Here is a 17,210-nt window from a genome sequence, read left to right as displayed (position 1 = left end):
TGCCGAAGGTCGGTTTTTCGTGCTGTTTGGGCCCAGTTCCGTCGGCAAGACCACCGCGCTCCGCACGATCGCCGGTCTTGTGACAACCGATTCGGGCCAGCTGGAGATTCATGGACGGGACATGACCGCGGCGCCGATTGCCGGACGCGGCGTGTCTATGGTGTTCCAGTCGTTTGCGCTTTATCCGCACCTCACTGTCTACGAAAACTTCGCCTATCCTCTGCGCGAGGAGAAGGTTGCGCGCGAGGAGATCGACAAAAGGGTCAAGGAAACCGCGACGATGCTCAAGTTGTCGCACCGCCTCGAGCGCAAGCCCAACACACTGTCTGGTGGCGAGCAGCAGCGCGTGGCGCTTGGTCGTTCGTTGATCCGGCGTCCGAAGATACTTCTGCTTGACGAACCCCTTACCAATCTCGACGCCAAGCTTCGGCATGACATGCGGGCTGAGTTGAAGCGGCTGCATCGCCAGTTTGGCATGACCATCGTTTATGCCACGCCGGACGAGCTCGAGGCCCTGTCCATGGGCGAGGAGATCGCGGTGATGCGCGATGGTGCCGTGGTGCAGCGCGGTACGCCGGATGATCTCTATGATCAACCCGCCAACACCTATGTTGCCGGCAAGATCGGCTCGCCACACATGAACATGATCAGGGCCACCCTGACCGCAGACCTTGCCGGCCTTGATACCCCGCTCGGAAAGTTTGCGGCTCAGCGGCGGCTGGTGTCCGGTGTGGCTGGCGAAGCAGCTGTGATCGGAATCCGGCCGAGTGACCTGCGGCCAGCGACCAGGGACGATAGCGCGGTGCCGGCTCGTGTTCACCTTCTGGAACCTCTGGGCGACGTGACGGTCGTTTCGGTGGAGGCCGGTGGAGAGACGCTGCGGATGGTCTTGCCAGAGCAGGCGGCAATTGGTTTGAAGCCAGGCGACGATATGCCTGTGGCAATAGATTTGAACAAGATCCACATCTTCCGAGCAGCGACCGGTCAGGTGATGACCTGACGTGCGCGGCCTGAAGCGATACGGTTAACCATGGGAGGAAACCTAACATGACCGTGATGACGAAACTAAAGGGTTTTGCGGCGGCCGCTGGCCTTGCTGCTGCCCTACTGACCGGCGCGGCAAGCTATGCCGTGGCGGAAGAAGTGACGCTGACCATGGCGGTGCCGGATTGGCCGCCAACCCGCATCATGAAGAAGTTCTTCGACGAGCAGTACAAGCCGAAGTCCGGCAACACCGTGAAGCTCGACGTCGACTTCATTCCGTGGCCGGACTTCTACACCCGCGTCAACGCCTCGCTGACCTCGGGCGAGCAGAAGTATAACTTCATCGTCTCCGACTCGCAGTGGCTCGGCGCCTTCGTGGAAGGCGGCTACTACCGCAAGATCAACGATCTTCTGGACGCCGATCCGGAGTTCAAGAAGACCCTGATGAGCGTGCATCCCAATCCGCTCAATGCCTATTCGACCTATCCCTACAAGTCGGAAAACTATTACGGCTTCCCGCAATTCCCCGACGTGCTGGTGAATTTCGCCCGCAAGGACATCATCTGCCACGAGGAAGAGCAGAAGAACTTCCAGGCCAAATACGGCAAGAAGCTGCCCTGCACGGGCGAAGAGCTTGACGCCATGACCTGGGACGACTTCCGGAATGTCGGCGAATTCTTCCGCCGCAAGAAGGGCGAAATGCTGGCTGGCGCCCCGGCCGAGGACGATTTCTATGGAATCGCCTATCAGGCCGGCAAGGGCTACGACTTCTCGTCGATGCAGATCAACGGCTTCATCTGGCAGATGGGCGGCAACATCTGGGACGAAACCCAGGCGCCGACCGGCCAGGCCGAGGGCGTGGTCAACTCGCCGGAAGCCGTGGCGGCTCTTGAGAAGTATCTGAGCCTGCTCGAGTTCATGCCGCCCGTCGCCAAGACCGGCACCATGGACATCTTCAAGTCCGACGAGCTGTTCCGCGAAGGCAAGGTCGCGATGAACATCAACTGGATCGGCCTTGGCGAAGCTTCGCTCGACCCGAAGTCTTCCAAGGTCTCCGACAAGCTGGTGTTCGGCCAGATGCCGGGAACCATGGGCCCGGACGGCAAGATGATCCGCTCGTCCAACATCGGCGGCCAGCCCTTCGTGCTGACCACCTGGACGACCGACGCCCAGATCAAGGAAGCCGTCGAATTCGTGAAGTGGTGGCTGTCGAACGACATTCAGCACCAGTTCGCGGCGGGCGGCGGCCAGTCGGCGGTGAAGTCGGTCTATGAGGACCCCAAGTACGTGACCTACCGTCCGTGGAACCGTGCATGGGCGCCACAGCTCGACTGGCAGAAGGACGTCTGGCACGTCCCGCAGTTCTTCGAGCTTCTGACGCAGCAGCAGGATCAGTTCGACCTTGCCATCACCGGCAAGCAGGACGCCAAGACCACGCTGGACAACATTGCCAAGTTCCAGCAAGAGGTTCTGACGAGTGGTGGTCTGATCCAATAAGCCAAGCAAGACGTCACGCGAGGGCCTTCTGGCCCTCGCGTTCTCTTCTCTCCGGAAGAATCAACAGATGACTTCAGCCACTGTGACAGTTTCGCCGCCCTCCCTCATGCGGATCTCCGCTGACAATTGGAAACTCGCCATTCTTGCGGGCGCGCTTGTATCAGTCGTGGCAATTCTTGCCCTGCCGGTTTCTGTATCGTTTTGGGTTGCGGGCGTCATGGCAGCGATGATCGCCGCCGCCTTCTCCATCAATGCCTATCGCCGCAAGTATTATGGTGGTCTGCTGGTCGCGCCCGCCATTGCTGTACTGTTCGTCATGAATATTTTCCCGCTACTGTGGTCCTTGGGGCTGTCTTTCTTCGCCTATCAGTCCAACCAGCAATCCATCCGGTTTGTGGGACTTGCGAACTATACAAAGGTACTGACCAGCGATCTTGCAGCTGGCGCCAATTGGAAGGCCCTCATCAATACTGCATTGTTCGTGATTTTCACCGTGGCTGCGCAGATGATCGTGGGTTTCCTGCTTGCCATGCTGTTCTCCAAGCAATTCCCGTTGCGCAAATATCTGCTCATTCTGGTTCTGACGCCGATGATGCTGTCGGTTGTCGCGTCTGGCGTGTTCTTCACCTACTACTACGACCCGACCTTCGGCATTCTCAGCTATGTGGTGGACAAGATCACTGGCGAACAGTTCATCCTGATGAGCACCAAGCTGGGCGCTTTCACCGGCATCGTCTTCGCGGATGCATGGATGTGGTCGCCATTCGTAATGCTGCTGGTCCTTGCGGGACTCGTCTCGGTGCCCAAGTATCTTTATGAGGCTGCCGCCATCGACCGCGTGTCGAAATGGCGGCAGTTCTGGACCATCACCTTCCCCTATATCCGCGGTCTGCTGATGCTGGCGCTTCTTTTCCGCACCATCGAAGCCTTCAAGCTTGCTGACCTTGTGATCCTGCTGACCAAAGGCGGCAATGATACGATGACAATCTCCTATCATCTGATCCGCATCGCCAACGAGCAGAACAAGACATCGGAAGGCGCCGCGATATCGTATGTCATGCTGTTCATGGTGATCGTGCTGACCAATCTTTATCTTTATCTCGCCAATCGGCGCAGCCAGGGAGCGTGAACATGGCTGACAAGACTTCAATTCTTGAAGCGCTGGGTTTCCGAAAGGCCAGTGGCGTCGGCGAAGCCGGATGGGGCCGCACCTTGGGTGCTGCCATCATTTCCTTCATTTACTTTCTGCCCGTGCTCTTCATCATCTTTACAGCGATCAAGCCGCAGGATCTGGCGCTTTCCGTACCACCGACCCTGTCGCCCACCTCCCTGTTCGGCCTGATTCCAGAACAGTATGTCTTTACCCCCACCTTGGAAAACTTCACGTCGGTGTTCGAGCGGTCGATGACCGTTGGCGGTGCGCCCGAGCCGACCGGGTTCGATCGCTACTTCTTCAACTCGATTGTCATTGCTTCGTCCTCGGTGCTTCTGGCCCTGGTGATTGGGACACTGGCAGCCTTCGGCTTTTCGCGTTACCCGCTCAAGGGCAATGATACCTACCTCTTCATTATTCTCACCACGCGCATGCTGCCGGCCATCGTCGTGATCATCCCGGTGATCCTGATGTTTCGAGCCGTGGGTCTCTCGGGATCCTACACGGGCATCATTCTGCTCTACACCGCGTTCAACCTTGCTTTCACCATCTGGATGATGAAGAGTTTCTTTGACGAGCTGTCTCTGGATGTTGAAGATGCAGCGCGCATTGACGGCTCATCAGACGTCCGGGTGTTTTTCAAGATAGCGTTGCCACAGGTGGTCGCGGGGCTTGCCGCGACCTTCGTCTTCGGCCTCATTCTCACGTGGAACGAGTTTCTCTTCGCGCTGCTGCTGTCCGGTCCCGATACGCGTACCGTGCCGGTGGCCATGAACCAGGCGGTGTCTTCCGGTGGTCGCGGTACCGACTGGACGCTGCTGGCCGCCATTGAAACCCTGTTCCTGATCCCCGTGTTTCTTGTCACCTTCTTCCTGCAGGACCATCTGCTGCGTGGTGTGACGTTTGGTACTGTGAAGCGCTGACATGTCGACAATAGAGATCAAGAAGCTGACGAAGCAGTTTGGCGCCTTCACAGCGGTACGCGATGCCGACTTGCGGGTCGACGCTGGCGAGGTGGTGTGCCTGTTGGGGCCATCAGGTTGCGGCAAAACGACGACGCTGCGAATGATTGCCGGCCTCGAACGTGCAACATCGGGTGATGTTGTCATCGCCGGGCAGCGGATGAACGAGTTGCCTCCGCAGAAGCGCGATATCGCAATGGTATTTCAATTCTATGCGCTCTATCCGGCTCTCTCGGTTGGCCAGAATATCTCTATGCCCCTGCATTACGAGGGTCTCTCAAAAGCGGATGCAGATGCGCGTGTCATGAGGGTCGCGAAGATCATGCATCTGGATACGGTGCTTGACCGCATGCCGAACCAGATATCGGAGGGCGAGAAGCAGCGGCTCGCCGTAGCCCGTGCCATCGTGCGCGATCCCAACTGCTTCCTGTTCGACGAGCCGCTGTCGCGGCTCGACGTGGAGCTTCGCCATTCCATGCGTGGCCAGATCAAGGAGGTGCTGACCGGGCTTTCCAAGGCAACGGTCATCGTGACTCACGATCAGCTGGAGGCGCTGACCATGGCAAGTCGAATCGCCATCATGAAGGATGGCTTGATCGAGCAGGTTGGCACCCCGCATGATGTGTTTGCCAAACCGTCTAATGTCTTCGTGGCCAGCTTCATCGGCACACCGCAGATGAATCTGGTTGAGGGAATTCTGAAGTCGTTTACCGATGGCAAGGCCTCCGTCGTGGTGGCGGGCCAGGACCTGACGATCGGTGCAGATCCGGCGGTGTCGCGCCTCAGACCATCGAAAGTGACGATTGGCATCCGGCCACGAGCCTTTGTGGTATCCCAGGACAGGGCGCGTGACACGATTGCGGCTCAGGCCGAACTGATCGAGCCAATGGGGGCTGAAACGCTGATCCACGCCCGCACGACCGATGGCGGTGATATCCGTGTTGTGGTGCCGCGGGAGAAGCGCGTCAGGGTTGGCGAGTCCCTGCACCTGAGGCCTGATGTGCGACAGACGCACTTCTTCGGCGAGGACGGAAGGGCGGTGCGGGCATGAGTGGCGGTGAGAGTGGCATGTCCCCAAGGGGAGCCCTGCGCCTCGAGTATTTCATCATTGGCCTCGGCATCTTTGCCTTGCTGCTGATCTTCCAGCCTTTCAGTCTGCATCTGTTCGCGGTTGGTGGAGTTCTTGTCATTGTTGCCGGATTGATCAACAATCTTCTTCCTCTTGCTCAGCCGGGTGTGCCTGTACGCAGCGTTGTCACGGTGGGCATGGTCGTCCTCATGATATTCCTGATTGTCCTGCTGGTGTCCATCGCTGCAGCCCATCTCTACGGCGTCTTCTTTCTCAAGCCTCCAGATCCGAACACAACGGCAGGCAAGGTCCAGCTTGCAACCCCGCCCTTCTGGTCTCAGCCCCTGGTCTGGGGGATAACGGGCGTCACCGCTTTGCTGGCGGTTCTCATTACCGCCATGAACCGGTCTCGCGGCTGACATGCCATATGACGTTTCGGTAATCGGCCTTTACATCCTCGATGTTCTGGGTCGGCCGGTCAGCCGGATCCCGGAGCGGGGCAATGTCGACTTTATCGATGAGATCAGACTGACTGTGGCTGGCACGGCGGGTGGAACTGTCGTTGATACGGCCAAGCTGGGTCTGAAAAGCCTGGCTGTGGGCGCTGTAGGGGATGACGAAAAGGCCGATTGGGTGCTGATGACCATGCAGAAGCATGGCATCGACACGTCCGCCATGCAGCGGCTCAAAGGTATTCCGACATCCGCCACCATTCTGAACGTGCGGCCCAACGGCGACCGTCCGGCGCTCCATGTGCGCGGCGCGTCCGACCATTTCGACGTTCCTCCTGCCATGTATGATCAGGTGTTTGACGCACCGATTGTGCATCTGGGCGGCACCGGACTGCTCAAGAAGCTGGATGGCCCGGCATCTGTGACCCTGCTCAAAGAGGCGAAGGCGCGCGGCCGCACCGTCACCTTCGATCTGATTGCCGCCAGCGCCGAGACCATCGGTATCGTCGGTCCCTTGCTGCCCTACATCGACTATTTCATGCCTTCGATCGAGGAGGCAAAGGACATGTCCGGTCAGAAGACGCCGGAGGATTGTGCGGAGTTCTTCCTCGACCGGGGAGCAGCCTGCTGTATCTTTACGCTTGGAGGCGAAGGAGCATACTTCGCTCACAGGGATGGCACGCGCATCGCGTCACCCGCCTATGACATCCGCGTGGTGGATACGACAGGCTGTGGTGATGCATTTGATGCAGGCTTCATTGCCGCTCTTCATCACAAAATGGATCATGAGACATCTCTGCGTTTTGCCCAGGCCTGTGCAGGGTTGGTGGCTACCGGCCTCGGTTCTGATGCAGGCATCGTGTCCTTCGAAGATACTCTGAACACCATGAAGAACTGGAAGATCAAGACATGAGATTTCAAGGTCGTAGAGCGGTCGTCACGGGGGGCCTTTCGGGGATTGGCGAGGCTGTGGCCAAGCGAATTGTTGCTGAAGGTGGCAAGGTCGTGGTGTGGGATATGCAAGGTGGCATCATAACCGACATCTCAAGCTGGGACTCGGTCAAGTCTGCCGCGGATGAGACCGTAAGGCAGCTTGGTGGGATAGATGTGCTCGTCAATAGTGCAGGAATAGCCGGGCCCACTGCTACGGTTACCGATCTAAAGATGGAAGACTGGCACCGGACCATTGCCATAAACCTCAATGGCACGTTTTTTACCAATCGTGCCGTGGTGCCTCACATGGTTGCAGGAAATTATGGACGCATCGTCAATATCGCGTCGATTGCGGGCAAGGAAGGAAACCCCAACGCCTCGGCCTATTCAGCCTCGAAGGCTGCGGTCATTGGCTTTACCAAATCTCTGGCGAAGGAACTCGCCAAGACCAATATCACCGTGAACAGCGTGACTCCGGCTGCGGTGAGAACGCCGATCTTTGACCAGATCCCGCAGAGTCACATTGACTTCATGCTCTCCAAGATCCCGATGGGGCGGCTCGGCAAGGTCGACGAGGTTGCAAGCCTCGTGTGCTGGCTTGCCAGCGAGGAATGTTCGTTCTCGACGGGTGCGGTATTCGATGTTTCGGGGGGCCGCGCGACCTATTGATGATCCGTCGTCAGATGGCCGTGAACCCTCCATCGATCAGCAGGTCATGACCGCAGATCATGTCCGATGCGGATGAGGCGAGAAACAGGATTGCATCTGCAACCTCGACAGGCTTGCCGAAACGGCCACCAGGAATCTTCGCGCGCATCGGATCGCCTTTTTCAGGCTGCCCCCACACCTTTTCTCCCATGGGGGTAAGGATCACAGTCGGGCAAACCGTGTTGATCTGAATGTTGTGCTTGGCCCATTCGACCGTCATCACCTTGGTCAACATGTTGAGGCCACCCTTCGACGCGCAGTAGGCGGCATGGCTCTCGAGGCCTACCACGCCGGCCTGGGATGAGACGTTGATGATCTTGCCAGCCTTCTGCCGGATCATGGCCGGTACGAGTTCCCTCGCCAGCACGAAGGGAGCTCGGAGATTCACCGCCATCGTGGCATCCCAGTCTTCGATCTTCGTATCAAGAAGAGTGTCCACCCGGGCGATACCGGCGCTATTGACGAGGATGTCAATTGTGCCAAGGGCCGCCAAGGCTTCGCGCGCCGCCTGAGCTGGTCCATCGGCGCTTTCCATCTCGGCTGAAATCACCACGCAGCGCCGCCCTTTGGCTTCCACGGCCATTTTCACCGCTTGCAGGCCATCAGGATCGCGTCCAACGGCTGCGATATCGGCGCCTGCATCCGCCAGAACCTTGCAGGTCTCGAACCCGATACCCTTGCTGGCCCCTGTCACCAATGCGCGCTTGCCTGTCAGCGCGAACCGCCCTGTCCACTCAGCCATTGCTGCACCTCCGTTTTGCGTCAATCCTTGCCAACTGGGGACTTACAGTCAATGGCATTTGCCGGACGAGTTCAGGCCTGGCCCTATGGCTGGCCACCGATCAGACCCGTTCAGCCTCACCGCCTTCTCTTCACGATCCGGGTTGTCCCTTTGGTCCGGCCCTTGCCGGTTAGGTTGAGTTCAAGCGTTGCAAAGGCGCGCTGATAGACATTTTCCTCCGTACGCGGGATCAGCACCACGTCGTCCTGCGGGCTTGCCACCCAGTCACCGGTCCAGACGCCAAATGTGGTGTTGTCGGCTGTCACCGGCCAGAGCCGCGGTCCCGACACATAATTCATCCACGGGATATCACACTTGGTGATACGATATGAGAAACTGCGGGTCAGGTCGCACAGGTGAAGCAATTCCTCGTTGATATGTCCGTCACCGAAGTAGAAATCCCGCGTGCCACCGACCTTGTCCGGGCGCTGGCGCTTGAGCATGCGCATGTGCGTGATCTCGTCGTGCCACTTACCCATGCCGGCGAAATTCCGCATGACGCTCCAGACCTTGTCCACTGGAGCCTTGATCACACGTGATGTCCAAACCTTGTTCGGCTGATGCCCCACCCAGCGAACCGCGCCTTTGGGCCGTGCCGGCTTCCTGCGAGCGATCAGTGCCGCAAGACTTTGAAAATTGGCAGCGAAGACGTCATTTGAGACGATCCTGACGTATTTGCCCTGATCGCTCGGCGCCTCGTCAAACGTGGCTTCCCATTCGGCAAAGGTCCGGTCAGTGTGGGTAACCGGATAAAGCCTCAGCGTTGCAAGGTAGTTGCCGACAGGAAATGCGGGGGTCTCAAAGTTATAGCTGAGACAGTGACGCGCATCGTCAAGCATCAATAGTCGCTCGCGCACATGCGTGCCGTTCTTGAGATGGAATGACCGCACACAGCCGACGACGTCTGCATCGAGATTGTTTTCGATCTTTGACCGGATGACGGCCGGCGCCCAGCCGGGCAGTCCGTTGAAATCCCGTACGATGCTCCAGACGGTTTCAACTGGTGCGTTGAGAACGATGCTGGCGTAGGCGCGGGCCATTCTATGCTCCTGTGGTCATGGCTTGAAACTCCTTGGTGCAGGCTTCAGCGAAAGTCGCATCGTTGATGTGTGCGTCAATCTCGAGAAGTCTATGATTTGGCTTGGCATGCCAATTCGATCTTATGGCGGCGAACAGGGCTTGATCGGCGGCAGGATCGTGGAATGGCTCGCCAGGCGCGTCTAGTGCAGACACGCCCCGGAGCGGCAGTAGCAAAGAGGCGGGTCCTGTCATCTGATTTATGCGTGCAACGAGCCATGATCCGATTGCCGAATTCTCGGCTTCTGTCGTCCGCATGAGTGTGACCTGCGGGTTGTGAGAGTGAAGCTTTCGCCCTGCATGTCGCTCCGGAACCGTGTCAGGGGCGCCAAAGTTGATCATGTCGACAGCGCCAACCGATCCAAGCCATGGTATACCCTTGCGAATGACGGCGCCGAGCCGGTCGTCCGTACATGGCAGTACGCCACCGAAGAGGTGATCGGCAATTTCCGTCGTCGTCAAATCGACAATGGCAGCCAGCAGGCCCGAGTCCACCAGCTTTTCCATACATTGCCCACCCGTTCCGGTGGCATGAAAGACAAAGCATTCCCAGCTGTCGCCGATGAGCCGGCGCAACTCCGTTACGGCTGGAGTGGTGACGCCGAACATCGTCAGCCCAACCGCTGGCTTCTCACTTGATGTTACAGGTGCAGCATTGAGCGCCATTCCGGCTGCAGCGTTCGCAGCATTGCCAATCACAGCCCGCGTGATGGTATTCATACCCGCTATGTCGGCAACGGTGTACATCATCATGATATCGGTTGGGCCGACATAGGGCGCGACATTTCCTGATGCCATGGTCGATACCATCAGCTTGGGAACGCCAATGGGCAGGGTTCGCATTGCGGCTGTCACCATCGCCGTGTTGCCGCCACCACCGAGACCGAGCACTGCGCCGATATCATGCCGGGTGGCAAGATAGCTTGAAAGTGCCTTTGCCATCGCCGAAACGGCAAGGCCCCGGTCGGATTGCCCCAGAACGGCGGCAGCACCGTCTGGATGGTGGCTTGCCACCATGGCTGGAGTCACGTCGGCTTGGGCCCGGCTTGATCCTGTGGAGATATCGACAAGCACCACGGCTGCTCCCGCCTGCGTGATGCAACGGGCGGCATAGCGAAGTTCCGCGTCCTTGGTGTCGCAGGTGCCGATGACGTAGACCGGCTTCACGGTCAGGCCTTGGCCCAGCCCTGCTTCATGTTGCGGAAGCCAGTCTTGTAAACCTCCTCGGGAGTGGGAGCAAAATCACGCCAGACACGGGTTGCCGCTGCAAGTGCCGGCATGGCGCGTCCGAAGGCTTCAATGGTCAGGAAGCCGTCGTATTTTGCCTTCTTGAGGGCTTTGTAGGTCTCAGCCCAGGGCACGTGTCCCTTGCCAGGAGTGCCGCGGTCATTTTCTGAGATATGAACATGTACCATGTGCGGGCGGATTGTCTTTATGGCTGCCACCGGATCCTTCTCCTCGATGTTCGAATGGAACGTATCGTACATGGCCCTGATCGCCGGATGGTTCACATCTTCGATGTAACCCGCAAGCTGCTCCATGGTATTGAGGAAATAGCACTCAAAGCGGTTCAGGGCTTCAAGTGCAAAGGTGACATTCTTTTTTGCGGCATAGTCACCAGCGTGTCGATGGAACGAGATGGCGCGTTTCCGCTCTGCTGCTGTTGCGGGTTGGCCACTGAAATAACCAAGCTCCGAGTGCATGGGGCCGCCAAGGATCGGCGCTCCGAGTGCTGAAGAGCAGTCGATCGTCCATTTGGCATAGTCAAGAGCCGCTTTCTGGTGTGCCTTGTCGGACGAAAGCGGGTTCTTGCCCGCCGGGCCGATCACACTGACCACCGTGCGTTCGAGGCCGATCCTGTCAAGAAGCTCGCCCAGCTTCGCATAATGCCGCGGGTCACCCTCGAACATTGGAATCTCGACGCCATCATAACCGGTTTTCTTCAAGGTCCGCAGAATGGGCTCGTGAGCCAATGTCACATGCGGCGTCCAGAGCAGAAGATTGAAACCCAGTTTCATGCATGATCCTCCCTGCAATGGGTGTAGGACAAACCGGTTTGATGCACTTGTCAATTGCCAGGCTGCGCCAGCGGCCGCAGCTCAGGTGAAAAGGCTGGCGCCGGTCTCGACCATGATGTGCAGGCCGATGCCTGCCGCGACGAGACCCGCCAGGAGTTGCAGGCCGCGGCTTGCCCAGGTCAGGGTTCCGGCTGTCAGGGTGAGCGGAACTGCGATCACTGCCGAGAACATGGCCATCCCGACAACTGATCCCAATCCGAACAATGCCATGAACGCCAGCCCCAGCGGCAGGCTGGGCGCAGAACTCGCTGCGAGGGCGACCAGGGCGGCCGATCCTGCCAGCCCGTGAACCATGCCAACCCCCAGGCTCCGGCCCCATGCTGTCTGTGGATGAGGATGGTCATGCAGGCTGGCGGCATGGTGAGGCACGTCACCGGCATGGCTGTGTACATGCAGATGTGCATCGCTGCCATGGCGGTGGACATGGAAATGAATGCGTGCCTTCAGCATTGAATGAACAAGATGTCCACCAAGCACGACCAGCATGAGGCCGACGGTGAATTCCAGAGCGTTTGCCAGCCTGTCGTCCAGAGTTAGCTTCAGGGCATAGACGGCGCCACCAAAGATGCCAAGTGTGACGGCGTGACCAAGGCCCCACAGCGCTCCGTGCCGGATTATGCGGCGCACGCCCGTCTTGCCCGCGGCTACCGACGCCACTGCAGCAATATGATCGGCTTCAAGTGCGTGTTGCAGTCCCAGAAGAAAGCCAAGAAAAACCCACGTCAGCATGGGCCGTCTATAGCGCCGATTGCCACCTGGCGCGAGGATTGTTTGTATCGGTGCTGGCGCCAGTTCGACAGTCAGCCGAGGTGGCAGCCTGGCTTATGTTGGCCAGCCAGATATTCCGTAATCAGCTGTTGAAAGCGAACCGGACCGAAGCTGGGAAAGTGGCCGCCATGGACGATGGACACTGGCAGGCTCTTGAGCCGGGACAGCGTGCGACAGTAACTGGCTCTGTCTGAGTGATAGGCATCGTCGATCAAAGGACCATCGTAGATGATGTCCCCGGATAGGAATATGCCAGTCTTGCGCTCAAAAAGACCAATGCCGCCGGGTGAGTGTCCCGGCGTGTGGACAACCTCGAACGAGCGGTCGCCCAGCGAAATCACATCGCCGTGCTCGAGGGCGCGGCCAAGCTTTGCAGGCCGAACCTGATAGGCCGCCGTACTCCAGCCCTCAGGCATGCGGTCAAACATTTCATCGGTGGCGTATCTGTCGGCAAGAGTCCAGTCATTGCGTGGATCGGTCAGGATGTGTGCTTCAGACAGATGAACCGAACATGCACCAAACTCGTGATGGCATCCAATGTGGTCGAAGTGCGTATGGCTGGCCACGCAGGTGATTGGGCGCTCCGTAACCAGCGGTACATGTGCGCTCAGGCTGAAGTGGCCAAGTCCTGTGTCGAACAGCAGATCTCGCTCGCCGCCACGCACATGCCACATGTTGCAGCGGTAGAATGGCTTGATCCAGGGCTCATGAATAAGGGTGACGCCATCTGCGAACGCGATGGTTTCGTACCACTGACCAGCGCTGACCTGCAGGAGCATTGCCTAGGCCCTCAGCGGAATCATGTGCCGGGTGTCAATGGCCAGCTTGACCATATCACCTGGTGAAACCATGGTTTCGGCAGGTAGCCGTGCAAGAATGCTCACCCCCGCAACGTCTGCGCTCACGCGCTTGAAACTGCCTTGAAACACCACGTCCGTAATACGCGCGGGAATGGATCCGCCAAGCGCGACGTGTTCAGGCCGAATGGCAAGCGCAGCTGTTCCGGGTGGTGCCGGAAACCAGCCGATCGGCGTATCAATCCCGTCGCGGATGGTATGTCCGGACAGGACGGTACTCTCCCCCATGAATGTTGCAGTAAAGCGGGTTTGCGGGCGATGATAGACCCGTTCGGGCGGGCCCTGGTCTTCGATCTGCCCATTGTTCATCACCACCAGATGATCGGCAAGCGCCATGGCCTCTTCCTGGTCATGGGTCACATGCACGAAGGCTGTGCCCACCCGCCGCTGGATGGCTTTCAGCTCATCCTGCATCTGGCGGCGCAGTTTGAGGTCCAGTGCGCCCAGCGGCTCGTCGAGCAGCAGCACGGCGGGCTCCACCAGGAGCGCGCGGGCCAGCGCCACGCGCTGCCGCTGCCCGCCCGACAATTGATGCGGCTTCTTGTGAAATGCCGCCGCGAGGCCCACGACCTCCAGCATGGTGCGCGCCCGGCCGTCGCGCTCGGTGCGCGCAACGCCTTTCATGCGCAGGCCAAAGCCCACATTGGCCCCCGCCGTCAGGTGCGGAAACAGCGCATAGTCTTGGAACACCGTGGCGGTCGGCCGCCGGGCCGGCGCGAGGCGCGTGCAGTCCACGCCGTTGATCAGCACGGAGCCTTCATCCGGGGCCAGGAAACCGCCGAGGATCGACAGAAGCGTCGTCTTGCCGGAGCCCGAAGGCCCCAGCAGCACGGTGTAGCTGCCGCGGGCGAGGCTGAGCGAAACACCGGACAGCACCGGACCCGCGCCGAAGCTGTGCGAGATGTTCGCGATGGCGACCAGTGGCGTCATGCGGGGCGCTTCCGGAAAGCAACGATTTCGAAGACGATGGCCAGCAGCACCGAGACGCCGAACACCAGCGCCCCCACCGCATTGGTCTTGGGATTAAGCCCGGCGCGCAGCATGTTCCAGATTTCAACCGGCAGCGTCGTCTCGAAACGCGTGAGCAGGAAGGTGATCACGAATTCGTCCCAGGAGAAGGTCATTGCGAGGAAGAAGGCGGCGAACAGGGCGGGCCACAGCATCGGCGCGGTGACCAGCAGCAGCACCTTGATTTCGCCCGCCCCGAGGTCGCGCGCCGCGCGTTCGATATTGGCCTGCTGCGCGCCCATCTGGCTGTAGATGATGGCGAAGCAGAGCGGCAGGTTGATTACCACATGGCCGATCCCCGCCGCGGCCAGCGACTTCGGAATGCCGATCTGGTTGAACAGGATCAGCAGCCCCATGCCGATGATGAGATAGCTTACCGCCAGCGGTAATGTGATCAGTCCACGGATCAAGGCCGAGGCCGGCAAATGGAACCGTGCCAGGCCCCAGGCGGCGAGAAAGCCCATCAGCGTGGCCAGCGCCGAGGTGACCACGGCGAGGATCACCGAATTGACCAGCCCGGCGGTCAGCCGGGCATCCCCCAGCACCGCCCCATACCAGCGCAGCGACGGGCCGTTGAACGGCGGAATCGGAAACAGCGTGCCCTGGAAGGAAAAAAGCACCAGTACCGCCACCGGCAGAAAGATGAAGCCATAGAACAGGACGGCATAGACGGTGGCGAGCGTGCGCATATCACGCCCTCTCGATCTTGAGCCAGCGGGCGCAGGCGAGATAGGCCACGGTGACCACTGCCATCAGGATCAGCGACAGCGCCGAGGCGGAGGCGAAGTCGCCACGCCGGCCGATCTGCATCATGATCAGCTGCGGCATGAGAAGTTCATTGTTGCCGCCCAGAATCTGTGGCGTGATGTAGTCGCCGATGGCCAGCACGAAGGTGAGGAAGGCGCCCACCATGATCCCCGGCAGCGTCAGCGGCAGGATGACGTGGACAAAAGCCTGAAACGGCGAAGCGCCGAGATCGGCCGCCGCCTTGCGGTAATTGGGCGAGAGCTGTTTGAGATTGGCGTAGATGGTCAGCGTCAGCAGCATGGCGAAGAAATGCACAAAGCCGATCACCGTTGCGCCGCGGGTATTGGCGATCTGCATGGGCTCCGCGAGAAGCCCCAGGCCGGTCAGCGTGGAATTGACGACGCCTTTTTCGGCCAGCACCAGCAGCCAGGAATAGGAGCGCACCACATAGGACGTCCAGAACGGCAGAATGGCCAGCATCAGCGCCAGCCGCTGCCAGCGCTCAGGCACCATGAATGCAAGGATCCAGGCGAAGGGATAGGCGATCAGCACCGAAAACACGGTGACGATCAGCGTCACCTCCAGCGAATTTGCCAGGGCGCGGCGGTAGCTGGCGTTGCTGAGGAACTGCGCATAGGCGTCGAGGCCCATCCCCTTGCCGCTGCCAAGCCCGAGGCTCACCAGCCCCATGGCCAGGAACGGCATGACGAAGAAGGCCAGCGTCCACAGCAATGCCGGTGTGACGCTGGCCCAGCCGGTGCGATTGGCCGCTGCGGCGCTCACGGCGCCTGGATCATTTCGGTCCAGAGGTCCTGCATCTTCTTGTCGAGGTCTTCCGACGGCGCCGGATAGCCCTGGGCACGCTTGAGGAATTCGCCCTGTTCGTCGAAGCGCAGGATCTTCTTCTGCTCGTCGGTCAAGGCCGCCTGCTTGTTGGCCGGCATGCCCCAATAGCAGGCGGAGGTGGCGAGCCGCGCCTGGCCCTCGGGGCTCAGGACGTACTGGATGAACTTCAGCGCGTTGTCCTTGTTCTTCGAATCCTTGAACATGGCGAGCGACTGCGACCACAGAACGGCGCCTTCCTTGGGGATCGAGAAGTCGAGGTCCGGGTTTTCCTTGGCAATCACCGCCGTTACCCATTCGCCGCCGCCGATCAGGATGTCGGCCTCGCCGGTGGCGAGCGCGGTCTGGCTGGCCACCACGTCGGTCACTGCCTTGGCGTTGGTCTTCATCTTGAGAAGCTCGTCGCGGATCGCCGGCAGGTCGGCCTCGGTCAGCTCCGCCGTCTTCTTGCCGATCGCCATGGCGGCCAGCCCGATCACCGGCAGATAGTAATCATAGATGGCGATGCGGCCCTTGTATTTGTCGGAGGTGAGTGCCGCCAGCGACTGCATGTCGTTCACGTCCACCTTGGCCTTGTTGAAGCCCACCGTGTTGTAGCCGAACTTCTCGGTGATGCCGTAGCGCTGGCCGTTCACCTTGGCGTGCTGGTCCATCAGCACTTCGGGGAAGAGATCGGCGATTGGCAGCTGGTCCTCGGGGAGCGGCGCGAACAGCCCGCGCTCGACGCCGCGGCGCACGTCCACCGTATCGATCACCATCACGTCCCAGTCGCCGGGCTGCGATTGCTCGACCAGCGCCAGGCCCGCGCCCGTGCCCTCGAATTCCTTCACGTTCACCTTGATGCCGGTGGCGTCCTCGAAGGGCTTGAGCAGGTTGGGGTCGGAATGATCACACCAGACCAGCGCATTGAGATCAGCCGCGCTGGCGGATGCGTATGCGCTCATATAAGTTAGGACGGCAACCGAGGCGCCCAGCAGGCGGCGTTTCAAACCGGTAGTGATCATGTGCGTTTCTCCCCTGTATTCTTGAAAGATGAACCAATTTTAAAATTGAGTCAATTTCAAAAACCTGCCATGTTGCGACAATGTCCGGCCTCCGAGAAAAGCAGAAAGCCCTGCGTCATGACCGCATATTGGAGTCGGCGGCGCGCCTGTTTCGCGAGCATGGATATGAGGATGTGAAGATGGAAGCGATCGCCGCGGAAGCGGAGGTGGCAATCGGCACTATCTACAATTACTACCAGAACAAGGGCGATCTGCTGGTAGCCATCGTCTCACTGGAGGTCGAGGAGGT

General features: G+C 59.5%; 19 protein-coding genes. 9 read left to right on the top strand and 10 right to left on the bottom strand.

Annotation, left to right across the window (positions count from 1 at the left end):
* From ACILRN_RS08930 to ACILRN_RS08895, 8 genes are all read left to right on the top strand, one after another.
* Window positions 1–1,000 (top strand): ABC transporter ATP-binding protein (locus tag ACILRN_RS08930; RefSeq protein WP_395687479.1); only part of this gene is annotated, 1,000 nt, incomplete at its 5' end.
* A gap of 47 nt (window positions 1,001–1,047) precedes the next feature.
* Window positions 1,048–2,481, top strand: coding sequence for an extracellular solute-binding protein (locus tag ACILRN_RS08925; RefSeq protein WP_395687477.1), 1,434 nt, complete (start codon window positions 1,048–1,050; stop codon window positions 2,479–2,481).
* Window positions 2,482–2,548: 67 nt separating this feature from the next.
* The gene (locus ACILRN_RS08920; protein WP_395687475.1) at window positions 2,549–3,610 is read left to right on the top strand and encodes a carbohydrate ABC transporter permease; all 1,062 of its coding nucleotides are present in this window, start codon (window positions 2,549–2,551) and stop codon (window positions 3,608–3,610) included.
* A gap of 2 nt (window positions 3,611–3,612) precedes the next feature.
* Complete coding sequence (locus ACILRN_RS08915) at window positions 3,613–4,557, top strand: carbohydrate ABC transporter permease (RefSeq protein WP_395687473.1); 945 nt, start codon at window positions 3,613–3,615, stop codon at window positions 4,555–4,557.
* Between the two features lies 1 nt (window position 4,558).
* Entirely contained in the window at window positions 4,559–5,647 is a 1,089-nt protein-coding gene (locus ACILRN_RS08910) for an ABC transporter ATP-binding protein (RefSeq protein WP_395687471.1), read from the top strand.
* 17 nt (window positions 5,648–5,664) lie between these two features.
* Entirely contained in the window at window positions 5,665–6,084 is a 420-nt protein-coding gene (locus tag ACILRN_RS08905) for a hypothetical protein (RefSeq protein ID WP_395687469.1), read from the top strand.
* 1 nt (window position 6,085) lies between these two features.
* Window positions 6,086–7,030 carry a carbohydrate kinase family protein gene (locus tag ACILRN_RS08900; RefSeq protein WP_395687467.1) on the top strand — a complete coding sequence of 315 codons (945 nt, stop codon included), beginning with the start codon at window positions 6,086–6,088 and terminating at the stop codon, window positions 7,028–7,030.
* Complete coding sequence (locus tag ACILRN_RS08895; RefSeq protein ID WP_395687465.1) at window positions 7,027–7,719, top strand: SDR family NAD(P)-dependent oxidoreductase; 693 nt, start codon at window positions 7,027–7,029, stop codon at window positions 7,717–7,719. Before ACILRN_RS08900 ends, ACILRN_RS08895 begins: the two co-directional genes overlap by 4 nt.
* A 10-nt stretch (window positions 7,720–7,729) precedes the next feature.
* Here ACILRN_RS08895 and ACILRN_RS08890 read toward each other — a convergent pair whose 3' ends face one another.
* The 10 genes from ACILRN_RS08890 to ACILRN_RS08845 form a co-directional block, all read right to left on the bottom strand.
* Window positions 7,730–8,500 carry an SDR family NAD(P)-dependent oxidoreductase gene (locus ACILRN_RS08890; RefSeq protein ID WP_395687463.1) on the bottom strand — a complete coding sequence of 257 codons (771 nt, stop codon included), beginning with the start codon at window positions 8,498–8,500 and terminating at the stop codon, window positions 7,730–7,732.
* Between the two features lie 116 nt (window positions 8,501–8,616).
* Complete coding sequence (locus ACILRN_RS08885; RefSeq protein ID WP_395687462.1) at window positions 8,617–9,579, bottom strand: SRPBCC family protein; 963 nt, start codon at window positions 9,577–9,579, stop codon at window positions 8,617–8,619.
* A gap of 1 nt (window position 9,580) precedes the next feature.
* Complete coding sequence (locus tag ACILRN_RS08880) at window positions 9,581–10,783, bottom strand: Tm-1-like ATP-binding domain-containing protein (RefSeq protein ID WP_395687460.1); 1,203 nt, start codon at window positions 10,781–10,783, stop codon at window positions 9,581–9,583.
* Between the two features lie 2 nt (window positions 10,784–10,785).
* The gene (locus ACILRN_RS08875) at window positions 10,786–11,634 is read right to left on the bottom strand and encodes a sugar phosphate isomerase/epimerase family protein (RefSeq protein WP_395687458.1); all 849 of its coding nucleotides are present in this window, start codon (window positions 11,632–11,634) and stop codon (window positions 10,786–10,788) included.
* An 81-nt stretch (window positions 11,635–11,715) separates the two neighbouring features.
* Window positions 11,716–12,423 carry an urease accessory protein gene (locus ACILRN_RS08870; RefSeq protein WP_395687456.1) on the bottom strand — a complete coding sequence of 236 codons (708 nt, stop codon included), beginning with the start codon at window positions 12,421–12,423 and terminating at the stop codon, window positions 11,716–11,718.
* 71 nt (window positions 12,424–12,494) lie between these two features.
* Entirely contained in the window at window positions 12,495–13,241 is a 747-nt protein-coding gene (locus ACILRN_RS08865; RefSeq protein WP_395687455.1) for an MBL fold metallo-hydrolase, read from the bottom strand.
* Window positions 13,242–13,244: 3 nt separating this feature from the next.
* Window positions 13,245–14,249 carry an ABC transporter ATP-binding protein gene (locus ACILRN_RS08860; protein ID WP_395687454.1) on the bottom strand — a complete coding sequence of 335 codons (1,005 nt, stop codon included), beginning with the start codon at window positions 14,247–14,249 and terminating at the stop codon, window positions 13,245–13,247.
* Window positions 14,246–15,016: an ABC transporter permease gene (locus ACILRN_RS08855; RefSeq protein WP_395687452.1), complete on the bottom strand. Its 771-nt coding sequence runs from the start codon at window positions 15,014–15,016 to the stop codon at window positions 14,246–14,248. Before ACILRN_RS08855 ends, ACILRN_RS08860 begins: the two co-directional genes overlap by 4 nt.
* A 1-nt stretch (window position 15,017) precedes the next feature.
* Window positions 15,018–15,779, bottom strand: coding sequence for an ABC transporter permease (locus ACILRN_RS08850; protein ID WP_395687483.1), 762 nt, complete (start codon window positions 15,777–15,779; stop codon window positions 15,018–15,020).
* A 74-nt stretch (window positions 15,780–15,853) separates the two neighbouring features.
* The gene (locus tag ACILRN_RS08845) at window positions 15,854–16,861 is read right to left on the bottom strand and encodes a spermidine/putrescine ABC transporter substrate-binding protein (RefSeq protein WP_395687481.1); all 1,008 of its coding nucleotides are present in this window, start codon (window positions 16,859–16,861) and stop codon (window positions 15,854–15,856) included.
* Window positions 16,862–17,001: 140 nt separating this feature from the next.
* Between ACILRN_RS08845 and ACILRN_RS08840 the strand changes: the two genes are divergently transcribed.
* The coding region (locus tag ACILRN_RS08840; protein WP_395687450.1) for a TetR/AcrR family transcriptional regulator at window positions 17,002–17,210 on the top strand (209 nt) is incomplete at its 3' end.

The sequence above is a fragment of the Aestuariivirga sp. genome (assembly GCF_044238155.1).
GTDB lineage: Bacteria > Pseudomonadota > Alphaproteobacteria > Rhizobiales > Aestuariivirgaceae > Aestuariivirga.
This window is presented reverse-complemented; position numbering and strand designations above follow the sequence as displayed.

What these genes read in the sequence shown, in the direction of transcription:
- ACILRN_RS08925 (WP_395687477.1), top strand. Translation starts at nt 1,048, where the DNA reads ATGACCGTGATGACGAAACTAAAGGGTTTTGCGGCGGCCGCTGGCCTT.
- ACILRN_RS08920 (WP_395687475.1), top strand. Translation starts at nt 2,549, where the DNA reads ATGACTTCAGCCACTGTGACAGTTTCGCCGCCCTCCCTCATGCGGATC.
- ACILRN_RS08915 (WP_395687473.1), top strand. Translation starts at nt 3,613, where the DNA reads ATGGCTGACAAGACTTCAATTCTTGAAGCGCTGGGTTTCCGAAAGGCC.
- ACILRN_RS08910 (WP_395687471.1), top strand. Translation starts at nt 4,559, where the DNA reads ATGTCGACAATAGAGATCAAGAAGCTGACGAAGCAGTTTGGCGCCTTC.
- ACILRN_RS08905 (WP_395687469.1), top strand. Translation starts at nt 5,665, where the DNA reads ATGTCCCCAAGGGGAGCCCTGCGCCTCGAGTATTTCATCATTGGCCTC.
- ACILRN_RS08900 (WP_395687467.1), top strand. Translation starts at nt 6,086, where the DNA reads ATGCCATATGACGTTTCGGTAATCGGCCTTTACATCCTCGATGTTCTG.
- ACILRN_RS08895 (WP_395687465.1), top strand. Translation starts at nt 7,027, where the DNA reads ATGAGATTTCAAGGTCGTAGAGCGGTCGTCACGGGGGGCCTTTCGGGG.
- ACILRN_RS08890 (WP_395687463.1), bottom strand. Translation starts at nt 8,500, where the DNA reads ATGGCTGAGTGGACAGGGCGGTTCGCGCTGACAGGCAAGCGCGCATTG.
- ACILRN_RS08885 (WP_395687462.1), bottom strand. Translation starts at nt 9,579, where the DNA reads ATGGCCCGCGCCTACGCCAGCATCGTTCTCAACGCACCAGTTGAAACC.
- ACILRN_RS08875 (WP_395687458.1), bottom strand. Translation starts at nt 11,634, where the DNA reads ATGAAACTGGGTTTCAATCTTCTGCTCTGGACGCCGCATGTGACATTG.
- ACILRN_RS08870 (WP_395687456.1), bottom strand. Translation starts at nt 12,423, where the DNA reads ATGCTGACGTGGGTTTTTCTTGGCTTTCTTCTGGGACTGCAACACGCA.
- ACILRN_RS08865 (WP_395687455.1), bottom strand. Translation starts at nt 13,241, where the DNA reads ATGCTCCTGCAGGTCAGCGCTGGTCAGTGGTACGAAACCATCGCGTTC.
- ACILRN_RS08860 (WP_395687454.1), bottom strand. Translation starts at nt 14,249, where the DNA reads ATGACGCCACTGGTCGCCATCGCGAACATCTCGCACAGCTTCGGCGCG.
- ACILRN_RS08855 (WP_395687452.1), bottom strand. Translation starts at nt 15,016, where the DNA reads ATGCGCACGCTCGCCACCGTCTATGCCGTCCTGTTCTATGGCTTCATC.
- ACILRN_RS08850 (WP_395687483.1), bottom strand. Translation starts at nt 15,779, where the DNA reads ATGCCGTTCCTGGCCATGGGGCTGGTGAGCCTCGGGCTTGGCAGCGGC.
- ACILRN_RS08845 (WP_395687481.1), bottom strand. Translation starts at nt 16,861, where the DNA reads ATGAGCGCATACGCATCCGCCAGCGCGGCTGATCTCAATGCGCTGGTC.